The sequence below is a fragment of the Citrobacter sp. Cpo065 genome, from assembly GCF_030332805.1.
Lineage (GTDB): Bacteria > Pseudomonadota > Gammaproteobacteria > Enterobacterales > Enterobacteriaceae > Citrobacter > Citrobacter portucalensis.
This window is the reverse complement of record NZ_JAOWHC010000020.1, coordinates 298197-314786: the sequence shown is the minus strand read 5'-3', so window position 1 is coordinate 314786 and position 16590 is coordinate 298197. Positions and strand designations below refer to the sequence as shown.

Below are 16590 nucleotides of genomic sequence, written 5' to 3'. Positions count from 1 at the left end.
GGAGCTTACATAAGTAAGTGACCGGGGTTGAATAACGTAGCCAACGCATCTGCAGCGCGAAAGGCGCCAGGAAAATTATTTGGCGTCGGTCGCCGTCCCGTTTGCATGCCAGTCAAACACGCCGAATTCAAAGCCTTTCAGATCGCCCTTCGCATCCCATGACAGCGGCCCCATTACGGTTTCCACTGAGTTTGCTTTCAGGTATTTGGCAATTTCAGCCGGGTCGTCAGACTGGTTCAGACCGGCCTGTAAGGATTGCAGCGCGGCGTAGGTGGTCCATACGAATGCGCCGCTCGGATCCTGTTTCTTGGCTTTGATCGCGTCCACAATCGGTTTGTTCGCCGGAACCTGATCGTAGTTCTTCGGTTTCGTTACCAGTAAGCCTTCTGCAGACTCACCCGCAATGTTAGACAGCGACACGTTCGCTACCCCTTCTGGTCCCATAAACTGGGTTTTCAGACCCGCAGCGCGTGCCTGGCGCAGAATCTGCCCCATTTCCGGGTGGTAACCACCGTAGTAAACGAAATCGATATTCTCTTTCTTCAGACGCGCCACCAGCGTCGAGAAGTCTTTTTCACCGGCGGTGATTCCGTCGAAGAACACCACGTCAGCGTTGGCTTTCTTGAGGTTATCCTGCACGGAACGCGCCAGGCCTTCACCGTACTGTTGTTTGTCGTGAACGATCGCAATGCGCTTCGGCTTCACTTTTTCAACGATATATTTGGCAGCAGTTGGGCCCTGATCGGAATCCAGACCGGTGGTACGCATCACCAGGTTATAGCCGCGCGCGGTCAGCTCAGGCGCCGTTGCCGCTGGGGTGATCATCAGAATGCCTTCGTCTTCATAGATATCTGACGCAGGCTGAGTGGAAGACGAGCACAGGTGGCCGATAACATATTTAATCCCGTCATTGACCACTTTGTTAGCTACCGCTACCGCTTGTTTCGGGTCACAGGCATCGTCATATTTCACCATGACCAGTTTGTCGCCTTTCACGCCGCCTTTGGCGTTGATATCTGCAATCGCCTGCTCTGCGCCAGTAAATTCCTGATCGCCATACTGCGCTACCGGACCGGACATCGCGCCGACGACGGCAACTTTAATATCCTTAGCAAACGCCATATTGCTCAAAGACAGGGCGATACATCCTGCCAATAACGCTTTACCCTTCATATTCATCCTGACAATCCCCATTATTGTGGTTATTACGTGTGTTGTGATGTTGTTGTTCAGCACTTTATTTCGATTATTGGATAGCCACCCGTGCTTTAGCAGCATACTCTGCTAAAACATACCCGATTTTTATTATTTTGGAATAGCTAAATTTACATCCAGATAACAAATTCGTATCTGGGGAGGGGGAGGAAAGGTCGTAGGCCCGATAAGCAAAGCGCCATCGGGCAAAGGTGTTGCCGGATGGCAGCGTAAACGCCTTATCCGGCCTACAAAAAACAAAACCCCCGAATTCACATTCGAGGGTTCATTGGCAATGCGCGAAGATTACGCTTCGATCGCCGCGCGCAGTTTTTTCATGGCGTTCTTTTCAAGCTGACGAACACGTTCAGCGGAAACGCCGTAGCGATCGGCCAGTTCCTGCAACGTCGACTTGTTGTCTTCGTCCAGCCAACGGGCACGAATGATGTCCTTGCTACGCTCGTCCAGACCTTCCATTGCGTGGGTCAATTTGTTCGCGGCCTGATCTTCCCAGTTATCTTCTTCAATGCCGTCGGCAAAGTTAGAAGATTTATCCTGCAGATACAGCACCGGGGCCATCGGCTGGCTGTCAGACTCATCGTCTGAAGACATGTCAAACGTCATGTCCTGTGCCGCCATACGGGATTCCATTTCGCGCACGTCTTTGCTGGAAACACCCAGCTCGCGAGCAACCATTTCAACTTCGTCCTGGTTAAACCAGCCCAGACGCTGCTTGGTTTTACGCAGGTTAAAGAACAGCTTACGCTGTGCTTTGGTGGTCGCAACTTTAACGATACGCCAGTTACGCAGAACGTATTCGTGGATCTCAGCTTTGATCCAATGCACGGCGAAGGAAACCAGGCGCACACCCACTTCCGGGTTGAAACGGCGCACAGCTTTCATCAGGCCGATATTACCTTCCTGAATCAGATCCGCCTGCGGCAGGCCATAACCCGCATAATTACGAGCAACATGAACAACAAAGCGCAGGTGAGACAGGATCAGCGTTTTAGCTGCTTCCAGATCGCCCTGGTAATGCAGCTTTTCAGCCAGTGCCCGCTCCTCGTCAGCCGACAACATCGGCCACGCGTTCGCAGCCCGGATGTAAGATTCCAGGTTACCAACAGGGGCTAAAGCTAAATTTTGCATTTCTTTGGTCATTCAAATCCTCTCAATCTTTTCATCTGGCGCATTGGCTAAAAACTAATTAACAAAAACCAGTAGCAACAACCATGCCAGAGCTTATGAGCAACGAGAATATCATTCAATCTTTTATCAGACAGTGATTTTATCCACAAGTTCCATGTCGTAATGTGTATAGATTACGCACAAAATGTGACATCACAATGAATACGCCGGGAAGAGATCACAGGGACTCTTTCCCTGCAGAGCGAACTACTCAGTGCAGGGAAAGATTATACCAGAGATTTTTTAATCGGGGGTAAAGTGGCGTAAATGTTGAACCGTGGCAAGCCAGGCTGCCACCCAGCCAATCATTGAGCACACCAGCAGCAATAACAGGCACTCGTCGAATGATAAGCCATTGATATCAAACTTGGTTCCAAAAACCTGCGCCACTTCAGTTACCGCTGACGACAGACGCATCACCAAAATTTCTGACAAAATCAGTGAAAGAAATGCACCGGAAAAACCGAGCAGTGCACCGCCGTAGAGGAACGGACGCAGGATAAATCCATCCGTCGCGCCAATCAGTTTTTGCACGTTAATGGTATCGCGTCGCGCAAAAATACTCAGACGCACGCTGTTACCGATGACGAGGAAGACCGCCGCCACCATCAGCACGCCGATCATCGCGGAAACGCGCCCGACAAGGCCCGTCAGCGCCGCCAGGCGAGCGAACCAGCTGTCATCCATTCGCACTTCATCAATACCGTTGATTTGTGCGATGCGGTCACGCAGCGTGTTCAGCGACTCCGTACCCTGAAAGTCCAGTTTCGGGATAACAACCGCCACGGCCGGAAGCGGGTTCTCTTCCAGCATATCCAGCGCGCCGCCAAAGCCAGACCAGTTGCGGAATTCACCCAGCGCGTCGTCACGAGAAAGATAATTCACTTTCTCCACGCCCTGCTCGGCCTGCAACTGACCAACCACCCGCGCCGCCGCATCATCATCCAGCGTTTTTTGCAGGTAAACGGTGATCTGCGGAGACGGATAATACTGGCTTGCCGCATGGTTTACGTTCTTATAAACCATGTAGCACACGCTTGGCAGCGTCAGGGAGATGGCAATAACCATCACCGTCAGAAACGTCGCCAGCGGCTTGCTTTTCAGGTCCTGTAACGCGCCCTGAAACGCATAACGTACCTGCTCGTTAAAGACATTGGTTTTACGCGAATTCGGCTTTGGCGCGGCTTTCGCACGCTTTGGCGTGTTGCGACCGCCGTCACCCGGCGCACCGCCCGATTTACGAAAGCGATCCAGTCGGCCACCGAACTGTTTGATTTGGTTAATAGCGTCACGTCTATTCATGCGCCAGGCCTCCATGCAGATGTCCATCGCTCAGAACCATTTGGCGATAGGAGCGACGGGAGATCAGGCCAATATCGTGCGTGGCCATTAATACCGTGACCCCGACGCGGTTAAACTCTTCGAACAGGCGAAGGATCCCTTCTGACAGCGCGTCATCCAGGTTCCCCGTTGGTTCATCCGCCAGCAGCACCGCAGGTTTATTCACCACCGCACGGGCGATGCCGACGCGTTGTTGTTCACCGCCGGAGAGTTGAATCGGGAAGTTTTTCGCTTTGTCCAACAGCCCGACCTTATCCAGCGCCGCTGACACGCGACGACGAATATCGTCCCCGCTGGCACCCGCGATGATCAGCGGGATTGCCACATTGTCAAACACGGTTCTGTCCATCAACAGGTGGTGATCCTGAAAAATCATGCCAATCTGACGACGCAGAAACGGCACTTCACGGTTTTTCAAACGGCTGATGTCATGCCCGCTAAAGTAGATTTTCCCGGCGCTGGGCCGTTCAATTCCACAAATCAACTTCAGCAGGGTACTTTTCCCCGCGCCGGAGTGGCCGGTCAGAAACGCCATCTCGCCAGGCTGCATATGGAAGGTCACTCCCTGCAGCGCTTGTCTCCCACCGAGATAGGCCTTGCTGACATGTTCAAAGCGAATCATTGTTAATCCTCTCGGGCAAAAAGTGCCTCTATAAAATCGTCCGCTTTAAACGGACGTAAATCCTCGATACGTTCGCCCACACCGATATAGCGGATAGGGATGCCAAACTGATCGGCTACCGAGAAGATAACCCCGCCCTTCGCCGTACCGTCCAGCTTGGTCAGGGTGATACCGGTTAAGCCCACCGCTTCATGGAACAGTTTGGCCTGGCTTATCGCATTCTGCCCGGTGCTGGCGTCGATAGTCAGCATAACTTCATGCGGCGCATCTTCGTCCAGCTTCTTCATGACGCGAACGATTTTTTTCAATTCTTCCATCAGGTGCGATTTATTCTGCAAACGCCCTGCGGTATCAGCGATCAGCACGTCTACGTTACGCGCCTTCGCCGCCTGGATGGCATCAAAGATAACGGACGCGGAATCCGCGCCAGTATGCTGAGCAATCACCGGGATGTTGTTACGCTGACCCCAAACCTGCAGCTGTTCTACCGCCGCCGCACGGAAAGTATCACCTGCCGCCAGCATTACCGATTTACCCTGCTGCTCAAACTGACGCGCCAGCTTACCAATAGTGGTGGTTTTGCCCACGCCGTTGACGCCAACCATTAAGATAACAAATGGTGTTTTGCCATCAACGTTCAGCGGTTCGTCAACCTTCGCCAGAATCTCGCCCATCTCTTCTTTCAACAGACCGTACAGCGCTTCCGCATCTTTAAGCTGCTTGCGGCTGGCGCCTTCCGTCAGATTCGCAATGATCTTGCGGGTCGTTTCTACACCCACATCAGCGATCAGCAGCTGCTCTTCCAGCTCTTCAAACAGATCATCGTCGATCTTTTTACCACGGAACAGACTGATAAATCCGGAACCGAGGTTTTCTTTTGTTTTCAGCAGGCTGCGTTTCAGACGCGCAAAAAAACCTTCTTTGGTTGGTTTTTCCTGCTCCTGGACCACCTCTTCTTCTACCGGTTCTTCTACAGCAGGTTCTTCTACCGGCACCACCATAACCGCTTCTTCAGCAGCCTCAGCGGCCAGCGCCTGTGCTTCCAGCTCTTCGTCGGTCAGCCGCGGTTCGTTTTCAGCTTCTTCTTCAGCCGCCTCAACGATTTCCACGGTTTCCGCCTCGGCCTGCCACTCTTCGGCAGAAACTTCTTCGGTTTTCACCTCTTCCGGCAGCGGTAATTCTTCGCGTTCGATAACCACCGCTGCTGGCGTTTCCACTACAGTTTCAGCAACGGGTTCAGCAACCAGCTCAATCTCCGGCTGCGCTTGTTCGGCGACAGGTTCTTCTTCCGGCTGCAGTTTTTCGATTTCCGCAACCTGTTCAGTTACTTCAACGACTTCAGCTGCAAAGGCTTGCGTTTCAGCCTCGCTACGGGTTTCCTCGACTTGCGGCTGTTCGTCAACGACGGTAGTTTCTTCAGCAACCGGTTGTTGTTCTTCATTTTTTACTTCTGTCTCGTTTTCCGGTGCCTGCTCTTTTTGACCAAAGCCCAGCCAGGAAAAAAAGCCACGTTTTTTCTCTTTCGCCATTTGCGACTACACTCCCCCGCTGTTGCTTCATGGCACAGCGTCAACGCTATGTACATAGCAGCTAAAAAAATGATGAAATAGTCTATCACTTAACTTAACTCACATCACCGCCTGGAATGACATGCTATAGGCGGATTGAGCAATAATAGAAATGAAAAAACCGAATCACTCTGGTAGCGGCCAGATCCGCATTATTGGCGGGCAATGGCGTGGCCGTAAACTCCCGGTTCCGGACAGCCCCGGCTTACGTCCGACCACCGACCGTGTGCGCGAAACGTTGTTTAACTGGCTGGCCCCGGTAATGGTCGATGCTCACTGTCTGGACTGCTTCGCCGGCAGCGGCGCGCTGGGGCTGGAAGCCCTCTCTCGCTATGCGGCAAATGCGACGCTTCTGGAGATGGATCGCGCGGTATCTCAGCAGCTACAAAAGAATCTCGCCACACTGAAAGCCTCCCATGCCCGCGTCGTCAATACCAATACGCTGACATTTTTGGCTCAGGCAGGTACGCCGCATAACGTGGTATTTGTTGACCCGCCGTTTCGCAAAGGATTACTGGAAGAAACATTAACTCTTCTGGAAACTCATGGCTGGCTGGCAAATGAAGCGTATATTTACGTTGAAAGCGAAGTAGAAAACGGCTTACCGCCGGTTCCGGTGAACTGGTCGCTATACCGTGAGAAAGTCGCCGGACAGGTCGCCTATCGCCTGTACCAACGTGAAGCACGAGGAGAACACGATGCTGATTAACCTGGGACGCCTGCTGATGCTGTGCGTCTGGGCATTTTTACTACTGAATATTTTCCAACCCTTTCCACGCCCGCTTAACATCTTCGTTAACGTCGCACTGATATTTATGGTGCTGATGCATGGCATGCAGCTGGCGCTGCTAAAAAGCACCATGCCTAAAGATGGCCCGCAGATGACCAACGGAGAGAAAATCCGTATTTTTCTGTTCGGCGTCTTTGAGCTACTGGTGTGGCAGAAGAAGATTAAAGATCAGTTGAAGAAGTAGCTGTGATCTTTTCGCCCGGCGGCACGTTGCGGGCCGGGGCGAAAAATCTGTAGGCCGGATAAGGCGTAAGCCGCCATCCGGCATCAGTCAGATGACACCTTAGCGTTCAAGCGTAAAATCAACAAATCGCGAACCTTTGTAACTCAGCGTGCCTTTATCCCCGACCGTTAACGCGTGGTACTGCTGGGCATCCAGACGAAACGTCTGCTCCATCCCCCCGTTTTGTGGCTTAAAGCTGGCTTCATAGCGCATGCTGGTTCCTGCCGGGCTCACTTCCTGCTGGCGGGATCGCCGATCGTTTAGCGGTTTTTCCCGTTTATTACTTACCACCACCTGCTTTTGCACCAGCGGCGCCGCATCATTATCGGCTTTTTCTCGCCGCTGCTGAACAAAGCGAAACGACGCAGCGACAACGATTAAGACAATGATAACAATGAAAAAAAGTGGTGGTTTGCTCATATTATTAACCCATCAGAAAATGCGGAAATAAGCATACATCGCCTGTTATGGTGTTGTCATCTGGCTGTGTCGACCTCTACACTGGACAGTAGAGCCGTGAGCACCCCGCTTACGAAAAAATAACGAATTCAAGGAACTAAGATGCTTTGGTCGTTTATCGCTGTCTGTCTTTCCGCATGGTTGTTCGTGGATGCTTCCTATCGTGGACCTGCCTGGCAACGCTGGGTCTTTAAGCCCCTGACGTTACTCCTGCTGGCGCTGCTGGCCTGGCAGGCGCCAATGTTTAACGCTATCAGCTATCTGGTGCTGGCTGGCCTGCTTGCCTCGCTGCTGGGCGATGCGCTGACGCTGTTACCGCGCCAACGCCTGCTGTACGCCGTGGGGGCATTCTTCCTGTCGCATCTGCTGTATACCATTTACTTCGCCAGCCAAATGACGCTGTCGTTCTTCTGGCCTTTGCCGTTGGTGCTGGTAGTGCTGGGGGCGTTGCTGATCGCCGTGATCTGGACGCGTCTGGAAGAGCTGCGTGTCGCTATCTGCACCTTTATCGGCATCACGCTGATGATGGTCTGGATGGCCGGTGAGCTGTGGTTCTTTCGACCGACCGCCCCGGCGCTGTCGGCATTTATGGGCGCATCCCTCCTGTTCATCGGCAACATTGTCTGGCTGGGTAGCCATTACCGTCGCCGCTTCCGCGCCGATAACGCTATTGCCGCCGCCTGCTACTTCGCCGGACATTTCCTGATTGTTCGTTCGTTGTATCTTTAAAACGCTTGACTCTGGAGTCGACTCCAGAGTGTATCCTCCGGTTAATACGAAATGATTATCAACCGGAGGATGCCATGTCGACACCCGATACCCGTGGCAAAAAAGTCCCACAATTCTCTTCTTTCAAGCCAGCGCCTGCACCACAAAAGGCGGATGACTGCTGCTGCGAAGGAAGCTGCTCCACTACACCAACCGTATCCGATACCGTAATAGGTACCCGCTATTCCTGGAAAGTGGCGGGCATGGACTGCGCAGCTTGCGCCCGCAAAGTAGAGAATGCGGTCCGCCAGGTCAGCGGCGTCAACCAGGTCCAGGTTCTGTTCGCCACTGAAAAACTGGTGGTCGATGCCGGTTCCGATATCCGCCAGCAAGTTGAAAACGCGGTGCAAAAAGCAGGCTATACCCTGCGCGATGAGCACGCGACGGACGCCGCCCCCGAGTCACGTTTTAAAGAAAACCTGCCGCTGATTTCGCTGATTATTATGATGGCGATTAGCTGGGGGCTGGAGCAGTTCAATCATCCTTTCGGTCAGATAGCGTTTATCGCCACCACGCTGGTCGGTCTGTATCCCATTGCCCGTCAGGCCCTGCGTCTGATGAAAACCGGCAGCTACTTTGCCATTGAAACGCTGATGAGCGTCGCCGCCATTGGCGCACTGTTTATCGGCGCGACGGCGGAAGCCGCTATGGTGCTGCTGCTGTTTTTAATTGGCGAGCGTCTGGAAGGATGGGCCGCCAGCCGCGCCCGTAAAGGGGTCAGCGCTCTGATGGCGCTCAAACCGGAAACCGCCACACGCCTGCGTAACGGCGAACGCGAAGAGGTGGCTATCAATACCCTCCGGCCTGGCGATGTTATTGAGGTTGCCGCGGGTGGGCGTTTACCTGCCGACGGCAAACTGGTCTCCGGCTTTGCCAGCTTTGATGAGAGCGCCCTGACCGGCGAATCGCTCCCGGTTGAACGCGCCACCGGCGAGAAAGTCCCGGCGGGTGCCACCAGCGTGGATCGTCTGGTAACGCTGGAAGTGCTCTCAGAACCGGGTGCCAGCGCGATTGACCGTATTCTGAAGCTGATTGAAGAAGCGGAAGAACGCCGCGCCCCCATTGAGCGCTTTATTGACCGTTTCAGCCGAATTTATACCCCAGCTATTATGGCGGTTGCGCTGCTGGTCACCCTCGTACCGCCACTGCTGTTTGCCGCATCCTGGCAGGAGTGGATTTACAAAGGGCTGACGCTGCTGCTGATTGGCTGTCCTTGCGCTCTGGTGATTTCAACCCCCGCAGCCATTACTTCTGGTCTTGCCGCTGCGGCGCGTCGTGGGGCATTAATCAAAGGCGGAGCCGCGCTGGAACAGTTGGGTAGAGTCACGCAGGTGGCGTTTGATAAAACCGGCACCCTGACCGTCGGTAAACCACGCGTCACGGCGATTCATCCGGCAAGCGGTATTGGTGAGGCTGAATTGCTGGCACTGGCGGCAGCGGTAGAGCAAGGCGCGACACACCCGCTGGCACAAGCAATTGTTCGGGAAGCACAAACGCGCGAACTGACTATTCCTGTCGCAAAAGAGCAACGGGCGCTGGTTGGCTCTGGAATTGAAGCGCTGGTCAACGGCGAACGCGTACTGATTTGCGCCGCTGGTAAGCAGCCTGCCGACGCCTTTGCCGGGCAGATTAGCGAGCTGGAAAGCGCGGGCCAAACGGTGGTGTTGGTGCTGCGTAACGATACTGTACTCGGCGTACTGGCCCTACAGGACACGCTGCGCGATGACGCTCGCAGCGCCATCAGCGAGCTTAATCAGATTGGCGTGAAAGGCGTGATCCTGACCGGTGATAACCCGCGTGCGGCCGCCGCCATTGCCGGTGAACTGGGCCTCGAATTCAAAGCGGGACTCTTGCCGGAAGATAAGGTGCAGGCCGTTACCCATCTTAACCAACAGTCGCCGCTGGCGATGGTCGGCGACGGCATCAACGATGCCCCGGCAATGAAAGCGGCTACCATCGGCATTGCGATGGGAAGCGGGACCGACGTCGCGCTGGAAACCGCCGATGCAGCCCTGACCCACAACCGTCTGCGTGGTCTGGTGCAAATGATTCAGCTGGCGCGGGCCACCCACGCCAATATTCGCCAGAACATTGCGATTGCGCTGGGTCTGAAGGGGATTTTCCTCGTCACCACGCTGCTCGGGATAACCGGACTGTGGCTGGCGGTGCTGGCGGATACGGGGGCGACGGTGCTGGTGACCGCGAACGCGCTGCGGTTGTTGCGTAAAGGGTAGTGCCTGTTTCTCGCCTGATGGCGCTTCGCTTATCAGGCCTACAGATTACTCAGTCTTTATAGGCCGGAGAAGCGTTAGCGCCATCCGGCATAACAAGATTACTGGCCTTTGCGCACCAGATAGCGGTACGGCAGCGAGTCGGTCTCTTTGGCCACCAGCTCATGTTCCATAAAGGTACAGAAGCCAGGAATATCGCGGGTTGTTGCCGGATCGTCGGCGACAATCAGCAGCGTTTCACCGGCCTGCATGCCGCGTACGGTTTTACGTACCATCATTACCGGTTCCGGGCAGCGCAGCCCCTGGGCATCAAGAGTATGGTCGGGGGAAGTAAACAGGTCGCTCATCGTCGTCTCATTCATACAAAAACGGCGTTATTTTACGCTCTGTTGTGGCGTAAGCCAATCAGGTTAACGATTGCGTGAAAAACAACCATTGCAATGTGCTCTTAAAGCAGTATCATGCGACGGTTTTTTATTGGGTTCCCTCACCCCATCCAACAAAAAGGTCACAATATGACTCCGTTTACACAAACTCAGCGCGTAAAAGCGTTGTTCTGGCTATCGCTATTTCATCTGCTGGTGATCACCTCCAGCAACTATCTGGTGCAGCTTCCAATCTCCATTTTTGGTTTCCATACCACATGGGGCGCGTTTAGCTTTCCGTTTATTTTCCTCGCGACCGACCTGACCGTGCGTATTTTTGGCGCGCCGCTGGCTCGACGTATCATCTTTGCGGTTATGATCCCCGCGCTGCTGATCTCCTATGTCGTTTCATCACTGTTCTATATGGGATCGTGGCAAGGATTCGGCGCACTGCTGCACTTTAACCTGTTTGTCGCCCGTATCGCCGCCGCCAGCTTTATGGCCTACGCGCTGGGACAAATTCTGGATGTGCATGTCTTTAACCGCCTGCGTCAGAACCGTCGCTGGTGGCTGGCACCGACGGCGTCCACGCTGTTTGGCAATATCAGCGATACGTTGGCCTTCTTCTTTATCGCTTTCTGGCGTAGCCCGGATGCCTTTATGGCCAAGCACTGGATGGAAATCGCACTGGTCGATTACTGCTTCAAAGTGCTGATCAGCATTATTTTCTTCCTGCCAATGTATGGCGTGTTGCTGAATATGTTACTGAAAAGGCTGGCAGATAAATCTGAAATCTCTGCATTGCAGACGAGTTAAAGGTTCATTTTCCGAGTTGTGATAAGATGGACGAATGAGCCGTTATGGCCGTTTATCGAAAGGAAGAAGTCAATGCGCAATCTGGTTAAATATGTCGGTATTGGCCTGCTGGTTATGGGGCTTGCGGCCTGTGATAATAGCGATACAAAAGCGCCAGCCGAGGGTGCTGCCGCAGAAAGTAACGCCACCGGACAACCGGTCAGCCTGCTGGACGGCAAACTCAGTTTTTCCCTGCCAGCGGATATGACCGATCAGAGCGGCAAGCTGGGCACCCAGGCGAACAATATGCACGTATATTCTGACGCAACCGGCCAGAAAGCGGTGATTGTGATTGTTGGCGACAACACCAACGAAGATCTGGCCGTGCTGGCAAAACGTCTGGAAGATCAGCAGCGTAGCCGTGACCCGCAGCTGCAGGTCGTCACCAATAAATCTATTGAGCTGAAAGGCCACACGCTGCAGCAGTTAGACAGCATCATCTCGGCCAAAGGCCAGACCGCATACTCTTCCGTGGTGTTGGGTAAAGTGGACAACCAACTGCTGACGCTGCAAATCACGCTGCCTGCTGACGATCAGCAAAAAGCGCAGACTACCGCAGAAAACATCATTAACACGCTGGTTATCCAGTAACGGTTAAGACGATGACGCGGCCTCCGGTGACACCACCTGAGGCCGTTTTTTTAACCGCCAGGTCAGCAATAACGCCACCGCTACCAGCCCTGACACTGCCAGATAGATAACCGGCACACCCGCCCACGTCATGACCAGCCCGGCCAGCGGCCCGGTAACCCCCAGCGATAAATCCATAAACACCGTGTAGGTCGCCAGCGCAGCACCCTGATTTTGCTGAGGAACGGCTTTTACCGCCACCACGCCCAGCGCCGGGAAAACCAGTGAGAACCCAGCCCCGGCCAGCAGAACGCCGATTTTCGCCATCCACGGCATCGAAGCCATCCCGACCAGTAACAGCCCGACAATCTCGACGCTAAAGCAGATCATCGCCACATTCAGCCCGCCTAAACGGTTGATACCATTTGGGAACAACAAACGAGTACCGACAAACGTGCAGCTAAAAAGCGTCAGCGCGAATGCGGCGCCATCCCAGCCTTTGGCATCATAGAACAAGGTAATGAAGGTAGCGATTACCCCAAATCCGGCGGAGGCCAGGGCCAGCGCCATACCATACAACCAGACGCGCCCAAGCACCGCGCGAAATGGCAACGGTTTGCCTTTGCTGGCCTTTACCGCCGGACGAGGGAGCGCCAGCAGGATTGCCAACAGTGCCACGCCCATCACGGTCAGCGCCAGCCCCTGTAAGCCACCCCAGGCATAAAACAGAACACCCAGCGGCGCGCCTATCGCCATCGCGCCATAGGTCACGATACCATTCCAGGAAATCACCCGTCCGATGTGCATTGAGCCAACCACCCCCACGCCCCACAGCGTAGAGCCGGTCCCGGCAAAGCTTTGCCCGATCCCGAGAATCACGCGCCCCAGACATAGCAGCAGCAGACTGGCCAACGGCCAGCCGTTCGTTGATCCCGCCAGTAAATAGCCCAGGCCACTTAAAAAGCAGCCGCACAGCCCAAATACCACAATCTTCTTTGGCCCCAGCAGATCGGCATAGCGACCGGCATGCGGACGGCTCAGCAGCGTAGCGAAATATTGCAGGCTGATGACCAGCCCAGCCCAGAAAGCGCTAAATCCCATTACATCATGGACGTAGCCAGGCAACACCGCGAGCGGCAGGCCGATGGTCAGGTAGCTGGCGAAGTTAAACATCACCACAGAAACAATACGCAGGTTCAGGCGTAAACCGCTAAGCGTCGGTTCAGCGACGGGTTCGGGCATGGAGGGTCACCACGTTTTCACAACAGTGTTTCATTTCTACCATGTTGCAGAGCAGAAATCAGTAGCCAGTTTAGGAATATCAGTCGCAAGCCAGCCGCTACACTTAATGCAAAAACGCAAACAGGAAGAAGACATGATAACCACCCAGCCCGATAAAACGGGTTTGCACATTTTGCTCAAACTGGCCGCTCTGGTGGTGATCCTCGCAGGTATCCATGCTGCGGCGGATATCATTGTGCAGCTGCTGCTGGCCCTCTTTTTTGCCATTGTATTGAATCCACTGGTCACCTGGTTTATCCGCCGGGGAGTCGGTCGCCCAATCGCTATTACCTTAGTCGTGGTGGTGATGCTGATCGTTCTTACGGCGTTGGTTGGCGTGCTGGCGTCGTCAATCACTGAATTCATGGACCTGCTGCCAAAATACAATAAGGAGCTAACGCGCAAGGTTCTGTATTTGCAAGAGATGGTGCCTTTTCTGAATCTGCATATGTCCCCGGAACGTATACTGCAACGCATGGACTCTGACAAGCTGATGACCTTCACAACCACGCTGATGACGAGTCTTTCTGGTGCCATGGCCAGCGTCTTTCTGCTGGTGATGACGGTAGTTTTTATGCTGTTTGAGGTGCGTCATGTCCCCTATAAGATGCGTTTTGCGTTGAGTAATCCGCAAATCCACATTGCGGGGCTACATCGAGCGCTGAAGGGTGTGTCACACTATCTGGCGCTGAAAACGCTGCTCAGCTTATGGACCGGTGCCATAATCTGGCTGGGACTGGCACTGATGGGGATTCAGTTTGCTCTGATGTGGGGCGTACTGGCATTCCTGTTAAACTACGTGCCCAACATTGGCTCGGTCATTTCCGCCGTCCCGCCCATGATCCAGGCACTGCTTTTTAATGGCATTTACGAATGTCTGTTGGTTGGCGCACTGTTTCTGGTGGTGCATATGGTGATTGGCAATATTCTCGAACCCCGAATGATGGGGCATCGGCTGGGATTATCGACGCTAATCGTCTTCCTCTCTCTGTTGGTATGGGGATGGCTGCTCGGTCCGGTCGGCATGTTGCTCTCCGTGCCGTTAACCAGCGTGTGTAAAATCTGGATGGAAACCACCAAAGGCGGCAGCAAACTGGCGATTTTGCTGGGGCCCGGCAGGCCCAAAAGCCGGCTTCCCTGAAAAACTACCAACCGAGGTAGTTTTTATATTTTTATATGACCGTTAAAATGACGCTAACGCAGTTATATATAGAAGCTTATCTTAAATAAAGAGTGAAAGGGATTTCATTTTTTATAAAGAAAATACATAAGTCAAGATGATGGTTTCTTTACCAAAACGCATAAAAATAATGAATACCCCCCAAAGCATTTAACTTAAGCTATCTACTTAGCTTTAAAGGTTATTTTATTTGATACATTTTCTCTAAAAATCTATACTTCTCGCCAATGATGATGCTGAAAAATTTCCGTTGAAGAAAGTCTTGGGATATTACTATCCGGTCATCTCATTACCTTGCTACCAACTATATGAAATAAAATGCTAATTTAGCTTAAATATAATCATAGGCAATACAAGGTGCCCATGATTTCGGAGTTTATTATTTAACACGTATAAACGGTACTTTGATAGGGAGCTTTAATGAAACAGTATATTAAGTGGTTTGCGGCCATTGCCGTTGTCGGTGCTCTGGCGGGTTGTGCACGTACTGCGCCGATTGATCAAGTTCACACCAGTGTGAGCGCGGGGCATACTCTGGACCAGGTTAAAACCGCGATCCTGAAAGCCGGTATTCAACGCCAATGGGTCATGTCTGAAGTCGGACCAGGTGTTATTAAAGCTCGCCAACAAACCCGCGATCATGTAGCTGAAGTCCGTATCACTTATACCGCCACCAGCTATGACATCAAATACGACAGCAGCCTCAACCTGCAGGCATCTGGTGGAAAAATTCACAAAAACTATAACCGCTGGGTACGCAATCTGGATAAAGACATCCAGCTTAATCTGTCAGCCGGCGCCAATCTGTAATTATGCCTAAAGTCGGGCCGAAAAGGCCCGATACTCTTATTATCTGCCATTTAACAGGTTGTCCCCACATGTACGAACAGGATTCGCTTAGCGCACTGGATGCCATTACTGAAGCACAACGTATCGCCTTTGCCCCTATGCTTTTTCAAACCGCGTTGTGTCTGCGAAATGCGGGAGTACTCACCTGGCTAGACAAGCAAGGTAAACGCGGCGCCACGCTCGACGAAATTACCGAAAACAGCACCATCAACGAATATGCCGCCAGCATCCTGTTGGATATGGGGTTAAGTGGGCGAATCATTACCCACAAAGAAGGATATTATTACCTCGCTAAAGTCGGTCATTTTCTTTTACATGACACCATGACGCGCGTGAATATGGACTTCACTCAGGATGTTTGCTACCAAGGATTGTTCTATCTTGAAAATGCGTTGAAAGATGGAAAACCCGCGGGACTAAAAATTTTTGGCGACTGGCCAACAATCTATCCTGCGCTATCACAATTACCGCTGGCTGCGCGTGAAAGTTGGTTTGCTTTTGATCATTACTATTCAGATGGCGCATTTGATGCCGCATTGCCATATGTATTCGCCAGCGCCCCTGCAACCCTGTACGATGTCGGTGGAAATACCGGAAAATGGGCATTACGCTGTTGTCAGCATGATGACAATATTACAGTCACCCTCTTAGATTTGCCGCAACAAATTGCACTTGCCCGCGAAAATATAGAAAATGCAGGATTATCTCATCGCATAAATTTCCATGCTGTGGATATGCTTAGCGACTCGCCTTTACCTGACGGCGCTGATATCTGGTGGATGAGCCAATTCCTGGACTGTTTTTCCCCGGAACAAATTATCGCTATGCTAAGCAACGTTGCTCGGGTGATGAAACCGGGCGCGAAGCTGTGCATTATGGAGCTGTTTTGGGATGCCCAAAAATTTGAGGCGGCCTCATTTAGCCTGAATGCGTCTTCGCTTTATTTTACCTGTATGGCGAATGGCAACAGCCGTTTCTACAGCGTAGAGAAGTTTTATCACTATCTGAATCAGGCAGGTTTTCAGGTAGATGAACGCCACGACAACTTAGGTGTTGGGCATACTTTATTGATATGTCAGAAGAAAAAATAAGAAACAATCGGAACA

At 52.7% G+C, this 16590-nt stretch carries 17 protein-coding genes; 9 read left to right on the top strand and 8 right to left on the bottom strand.

Translation table 11 applies throughout. The features are described 5' to 3' along the window. Nucleotides 1-75: 75 nt before the first annotated feature. From livJ to ftsY, 5 genes are all read right to left on the bottom strand, one after another. The gene (gene livJ / locus OGY68_RS04355; RefSeq protein WP_139153507.1) at nt 76-1179 is read right to left on the bottom strand and encodes a branched chain amino acid ABC transporter substrate-binding protein LivJ; all 1104 of its coding nucleotides are present in this window, start codon (nt 1177-1179) and stop codon (nt 76-78) included. Nucleotides 1180-1500: 321 nt separating this feature from the next. Next, nucleotides 1501-2355, bottom strand: a complete 855-nt coding sequence (rpoH, locus tag OGY68_RS04350; RefSeq protein ID WP_032945256.1) for an RNA polymerase sigma factor RpoH — start codon at nt 2353-2355, stop codon at nt 1501-1503. 270 nt (nt 2356-2625) lie between these two features. Beyond that, on the bottom strand, nt 2626-3684 hold the full coding sequence (gene ftsX / locus OGY68_RS04345) for a permease-like cell division protein FtsX (RefSeq protein WP_020996073.1): 1059 nt from the start codon (nt 3682-3684) through the stop codon (nt 2626-2628). Beyond that, the gene (ftsE, locus tag OGY68_RS04340) at nt 3677-4345 is read right to left on the bottom strand and encodes a cell division ATP-binding protein FtsE (protein WP_003023420.1); all 669 of its coding nucleotides are present in this window, start codon (nt 4343-4345) and stop codon (nt 3677-3679) included. The genes ftsX and ftsE overlap by 8 nt, the downstream gene beginning before the upstream one ends. A 2-nt stretch (nt 4346-4347) precedes the next feature. Beyond that, complete coding sequence (gene ftsY / locus OGY68_RS04335) at nt 4348-5874, bottom strand: signal recognition particle-docking protein FtsY (protein ID WP_057067174.1); 1527 nt, start codon at nt 5872-5874, stop codon at nt 4348-4350. Between the two features lie 151 nt (nt 5875-6025). Here ftsY and rsmD point away from each other — a divergent pair, with 151 nt between their 5' ends. Together rsmD and OGY68_RS04325 are read left to right on the top strand one after the other, a co-directional pair. Continuing rightward, nucleotides 6026-6622: a 16S rRNA (guanine(966)-N(2))-methyltransferase gene (gene rsmD, locus OGY68_RS04330; protein ID WP_003827565.1), complete on the top strand. Its 597-nt coding sequence runs from the start codon at nt 6026-6028 to the stop codon at nt 6620-6622. Continuing rightward, nucleotides 6612-6887, top strand: a complete 276-nt coding sequence (locus OGY68_RS04325; RefSeq protein WP_003023415.1) for a DUF1145 family protein — start codon at nt 6612-6614, stop codon at nt 6885-6887. The genes rsmD and OGY68_RS04325 overlap by 11 nt, the downstream gene beginning before the upstream one ends. A gap of 99 nt (nt 6888-6986) precedes the next feature. On the opposite strand, the gene OGY68_RS04320 is transcribed toward OGY68_RS04325, so the two are convergent. Continuing rightward, nucleotides 6987-7346: a DUF2500 domain-containing protein gene (locus tag OGY68_RS04320; RefSeq protein WP_048236961.1), complete on the bottom strand. Its 360-nt coding sequence runs from the start codon at nt 7344-7346 to the stop codon at nt 6987-6989. A 141-nt stretch (nt 7347-7487) separates the two neighbouring features. Between OGY68_RS04320 and OGY68_RS04315 the strand changes: the two genes are divergently transcribed. Then, entirely contained in the window at nt 7488-8114 is a 627-nt protein-coding gene (locus OGY68_RS04315) for a lysoplasmalogenase (RefSeq protein ID WP_003827558.1), read from the top strand. Nucleotides 8115-8188: 74 nt separating this feature from the next. Further along, entirely contained in the window at nt 8189-10387 is a 2199-nt protein-coding gene (gene zntA, locus OGY68_RS04310) for a Zn(II)/Cd(II)/Pb(II) translocating P-type ATPase ZntA (protein WP_057067175.1), read from the top strand. A gap of 98 nt (nt 10388-10485) precedes the next feature. Here zntA and tusA read toward each other — a convergent pair whose 3' ends face one another. Next, complete coding sequence (tusA, locus tag OGY68_RS04305; RefSeq protein ID WP_003827551.1) at nt 10486-10731, bottom strand: sulfurtransferase TusA; 246 nt, start codon at nt 10729-10731, stop codon at nt 10486-10488. Between the two features lie 168 nt (nt 10732-10899). On the opposite strand from tusA, the gene OGY68_RS04300 reads away from it, so the two are divergent. Next, complete coding sequence (locus OGY68_RS04300; protein ID WP_057067176.1) at nt 10900-11565, top strand: 7-cyano-7-deazaguanine/7-aminomethyl-7-deazaguanine transporter; 666 nt, start codon at nt 10900-10902, stop codon at nt 11563-11565. A 72-nt stretch (nt 11566-11637) separates the two neighbouring features. Continuing rightward, nucleotides 11638-12195, top strand: a complete 558-nt coding sequence (locus OGY68_RS04295) for a DcrB family lipoprotein (RefSeq protein ID WP_003827547.1) — start codon at nt 11638-11640, stop codon at nt 12193-12195. Between the two features lie 3 nt (nt 12196-12198). Here OGY68_RS04295 and OGY68_RS04290 read toward each other — a convergent pair whose 3' ends face one another. Continuing rightward, a complete protein-coding gene (locus tag OGY68_RS04290) occupies nt 12199-13416 on the bottom strand; it encodes an MFS transporter (RefSeq protein ID WP_286616853.1) in 1218 nt (405 codons plus the stop codon). 133 nt (nt 13417-13549) lie between these two features. Between OGY68_RS04290 and OGY68_RS04285 the strand changes: the two genes are divergently transcribed. The 3 genes from OGY68_RS04285 (at nt 13550) to OGY68_RS04275 (ending at nt 16575) form a co-directional block, all read left to right on the top strand. Next, on the top strand, nt 13550-14596 hold the full coding sequence (locus tag OGY68_RS04285) for an AI-2E family transporter (RefSeq protein ID WP_057067178.1): 1047 nt from the start codon (nt 13550-13552) through the stop codon (nt 14594-14596). A gap of 471 nt (nt 14597-15067) precedes the next feature. Then, on the top strand, nt 15068-15445 hold the full coding sequence (locus OGY68_RS04280) for a hypothetical protein (protein ID WP_141711935.1): 378 nt from the start codon (nt 15068-15070) through the stop codon (nt 15443-15445). Between the two features lie 68 nt (nt 15446-15513). Continuing rightward, nucleotides 15514-16575: a class I SAM-dependent methyltransferase gene (locus tag OGY68_RS04275; protein WP_003827540.1), complete on the top strand. Its 1062-nt coding sequence runs from the start codon at nt 15514-15516 to the stop codon at nt 16573-16575. Nucleotides 16576-16590 lie beyond the last annotated feature (15 nt).

Bases quoted from the DNA above. Each gene is read 5' to 3' on its own strand.
- OGY68_RS04275 (WP_003827540.1), top strand. From the start codon at position 15,514: ATGTACGAACAGGATTCGCTTAGCGCACTGGATGCCATTACTGAAGCA.
- livJ (WP_139153507.1), bottom strand. From the start codon at position 1,179: ATGAATATGAAGGGTAAAGCGTTATTGGCAGGATGTATCGCCCTGTCT.
- OGY68_RS04315 (WP_003827558.1), top strand. From the start codon at position 7,488: ATGCTTTGGTCGTTTATCGCTGTCTGTCTTTCCGCATGGTTGTTCGTG.
- OGY68_RS04325 (WP_003023415.1), top strand. From the start codon at position 6,612: ATGCTGATTAACCTGGGACGCCTGCTGATGCTGTGCGTCTGGGCATTT.
- rpoH (WP_032945256.1), bottom strand. From the start codon at position 2,355: ATGACCAAAGAAATGCAAAATTTAGCTTTAGCCCCTGTTGGTAACCTG.
- rsmD (WP_003827565.1), top strand. From the start codon at position 6,026: ATGAAAAAACCGAATCACTCTGGTAGCGGCCAGATCCGCATTATTGGC.
- ftsE (WP_003023420.1), bottom strand. From the start codon at position 4,345: ATGATTCGCTTTGAACATGTCAGCAAGGCCTATCTCGGTGGGAGACAA.
- ftsY (WP_057067174.1), bottom strand. From the start codon at position 5,874: ATGGCGAAAGAGAAAAAACGTGGCTTTTTTTCCTGGCTGGGCTTTGGT.
- OGY68_RS04320 (WP_048236961.1), bottom strand. From the start codon at position 7,346: ATGAGCAAACCACCACTTTTTTTCATTGTTATCATTGTCTTAATCGTT.
- OGY68_RS04290 (WP_286616853.1), bottom strand. From the start codon at position 13,416: ATGCCCGAACCCGTCGCTGAACCGACGCTTAGCGGTTTACGCCTGAAC.
- OGY68_RS04285 (WP_057067178.1), top strand. From the start codon at position 13,550: ATGATAACCACCCAGCCCGATAAAACGGGTTTGCACATTTTGCTCAAA.
- ftsX (WP_020996073.1), bottom strand. From the start codon at position 3,684: ATGAATAGACGTGACGCTATTAACCAAATCAAACAGTTCGGTGGCCGA.
- zntA (WP_057067175.1), top strand. From the start codon at position 8,189: ATGTCGACACCCGATACCCGTGGCAAAAAAGTCCCACAATTCTCTTCT.
- OGY68_RS04295 (WP_003827547.1), top strand. From the start codon at position 11,638: ATGCGCAATCTGGTTAAATATGTCGGTATTGGCCTGCTGGTTATGGGG.
- tusA (WP_003827551.1), bottom strand. From the start codon at position 10,731: ATGAGCGACCTGTTTACTTCCCCCGACCATACTCTTGATGCCCAGGGG.
- OGY68_RS04300 (WP_057067176.1), top strand. From the start codon at position 10,900: ATGACTCCGTTTACACAAACTCAGCGCGTAAAAGCGTTGTTCTGGCTA.